This window comes from Actinoplanes sp. NPDC051633, from assembly GCF_040681735.1.
In the GTDB taxonomy this organism is placed as follows: domain Bacteria; phylum Actinomycetota; class Actinomycetes; order Mycobacteriales; family Micromonosporaceae; genus Actinoplanes.
This window is the reverse complement of record NZ_JBFAZH010001099.1, coordinates 1-2,573: the sequence shown is the minus strand read 5'-3', so window position 1 is coordinate 2,573 and position 2,573 is coordinate 1. Positions and strand designations below refer to the sequence as shown.

Genomic DNA, 2,573 nt, shown 5'->3' with positions numbered 1-2,573 from the left:
GACCGCGGCCGCGTCTGCCGCCCCGCAGCTGCTTGCCGCCAACTCGCTGCCGGTTGTGATCTCGAACATCACGACGTGGATCGTGGGGCTCCTGGTCGGTGTGGCGACGCTGTTTTTGACCATCGGCGGTCTGCGCCGGCTGGCCGCCGGCGGTGACCCGGCCGAGATCGAGAAGGCGAACTCGGCCTTCAAAAACGCCCTGCTCGGCTACGCACTGGCGATCCTGGCGCCGATCCTGCTGGCGATCGTCCGAGGCTGGATCGGCGGTTGAGGTGGACGACTGGCTGGTCGACCAGCTTATCGACCGGATCGTCACCTGGCTCGCCGAGACCGTCCTCGCCGCGCTCGACGCGTTGTGGGGACTGCTGACGGCCACCGTCTTCGTGACGCCCGACGTCACCCGGCTCCCGCAAGTCACCGCCTTCGCGAGCACCTCGCTGGACGTGGTGAACACGTGCTACCTGCTGGCGTTCCTGTGGACCGGCGTGCTAGTGATGGGCCGCGACACTCTCCAGTCCCAGGTGGGGCCGGGTGAACTGATCCCGCGGCTGGTCATCGGGCTGATCGCGGCGAACTTCGCCCTGCCGATCTGTTCAACGGCGATCCAGCTGGCCAACGCCGTCACCGCGGCGCTGACCGGCCAGGACATCACGTCGCCGGGCTCGATGCAGCAGCTGCGGGCCGTCATCGCCGCGGCGCTGAGCGGCGACAGCCTCACCAACCCGGTCGGGTTCCTGCTGCTGGTGATCGGCCTGCTCATCGCGGTCCTGGCCGGTGTGCTGATCGTGCAGTGGATCGTCCGGGTGGGACTGCTGATCGTCACGGTCGGCGTCGCACCCATCGCGGTCGCGCTGCACGCGACGGCGCAAACCGAGAGCGCGGCGAAGCTGTGGTGGCGCACCCTGCTGGGCACCTTGGGCACGGTCGTCCTGCAGGCCGTCGCCCTGCACCTGACACTGCGGATCTTCCTCGACCCGCGGGCGAACCTGCCCGTCCTGGGACTGCCCGACAACACCGGCGCGGTGCTGAACCTGCTGATCGTGGTGTGTCTGTTGTGGGGCGTCACCAGGATCCCCGGACTGATGCGCAGCATCGTCATCCAGTCGAAGCCGAACCCGCTGGCGATGATGCTGCGCGTCGTGCTGGTCCAGCAGGTCACCCGGCGGCTGCGCCGCAGAACTCATCCCTGACCGGCACCGGGAACCCGCGGTCGGCCCTGGGCCAAGTGGTCTGCGCTGACCGCACGGTGGCGAGCAATCGGCACCACATCCCACGAGAGGAACCGGCATGACGTGCCACGACCAGAACCCAGCGGCTCCGAATTCAGCCGCTGAGAAATCAACCGTCGACGCTGTGCCTCTGACGGCACCGCGCGGCCGATGCGTCACCGACCGGACGGGCCGGGGGCAGTGCTGTGCGGCCTGACGACGACACCACCCCGCGCGCCCGGATTCCCGCCGACGTCGACACTCCCGACAAGATCGTCTACGGGCTCACCGCCCGGCAGCTCGCGGTGCTGGCCGTGGCCGGTGTCATCGGCTACGGCATCGCCCGCACTCTCGGCCCGCTGCTGCCGCCGTTCGTGCTCATCGTCATCCTCACCCCGCTGGCCGGGGCGGCGATCGTGCTGGCGCTGGGCCGCCGCGACGGGCTGCCGATGGACGCCTGGCTGCTGGCCGCGCTGCGGCACACCCGCGGCCCGAAGCGCCTCGTGCCCCGGACATCCGGTCACCCGGTAGCGCCGCCGGCCTGGGCGCCGGACACCGGCACGGCGGTCCCGGCGGTGCCGGCGCTGCGGCTACCCGCCGACGCGATCACCGACGCCGGCGTCATCGACACCGGAGCGCACGCCGTCGCGCTGGTCGCCTGCACCACCGTCAACATCGCGCTGCGCACCGGCGGCGAGCAGGCCGCCCTGATCGCAGGCTTCGCCCGCTGGCTCAACGCCCTGTCCGGGCCCGTGCAGATCGTCGTGTCCGCGCAGCGCGTCGACCTGTCCGGTCACGCCGCCCGCATCGCCGAGGGCGCCGGCGGCATCAGCAACCCGGCCCTGGCCGGCGCGGCCCGTGACTACGCCGCCTTCCTGGTCGGGCTCGCGGCCCGCCGCGACCCGCTGTGGCGCACCGTCACCGTGGCGGTCACCGCCACCGGCGAGAAGGGCCGCGGCACCGACGTGCTGCGCCGCGCCGAGCACGCCGCCGCCGCGCTGGCCGCCCTGGGCGCGCAGACCGCCGTCCTGGACGGCGCGCGGGACACCGCGGTCCTGGCCTGCGCCACCGACCCCTACACGCCGTCCGACGCCAGCCGGCCCGGCGCCCCGCCCGGCGCGGCCATCACCGCCGGAGACTGACCATGAGACTGCCATCCCGCCGGGCGGCCCTACGCACCGCTGCGGCACGGCCTGCCGACTCCGCTACTGCTGTCTCAACGGCCGCCGACTCCGTTGCCGCCGTTGTCGGCCCGGCCGCGATCGAGAACACACCCCGGTACCTGCGGATCGGCGACGGCTACGCGGCGACCCTGATCGTCACCGGCTACCCGGCCGAGGTCGGCCCGGCCTGGCTGGACCCGCT

Annotated in this window: 4 protein-coding genes; all 4 read left to right on the top strand. The window is 72.4% G+C overall.

Features of this window, described 5'->3' with window-relative positions; all coding sequences use genetic code 11:
• On the top strand, nucleotides 1-271 hold a 271-nt coding region (locus AB0M20_RS37480), incomplete at its 5' end, for a pilin (RefSeq protein WP_364305541.1).
• Between the two features lies 1 nt (nucleotide 272).
• Nucleotides 273-1,190, top strand: a complete 918-nt coding sequence (locus AB0M20_RS37475) for a hypothetical protein (protein ID WP_364305540.1) — start codon at nucleotides 273-275, stop codon at nucleotides 1,188-1,190.
• A gap of 224 nt (nucleotides 1,191-1,414) precedes the next feature.
• Nucleotides 1,415-2,350 carry a PrgI family protein gene (locus tag AB0M20_RS37470; protein WP_364305538.1) on the top strand — a complete coding sequence of 312 codons (936 nt, stop codon included), beginning with the start codon at nucleotides 1,415-1,417 and terminating at the stop codon, nucleotides 2,348-2,350.
• A 2-nt stretch (nucleotides 2,351-2,352) separates the two neighbouring features.
• On the top strand, nucleotides 2,353-2,573 hold a 221-nt coding region (locus AB0M20_RS37465), incomplete at its 3' end, for a hypothetical protein (protein WP_364305536.1).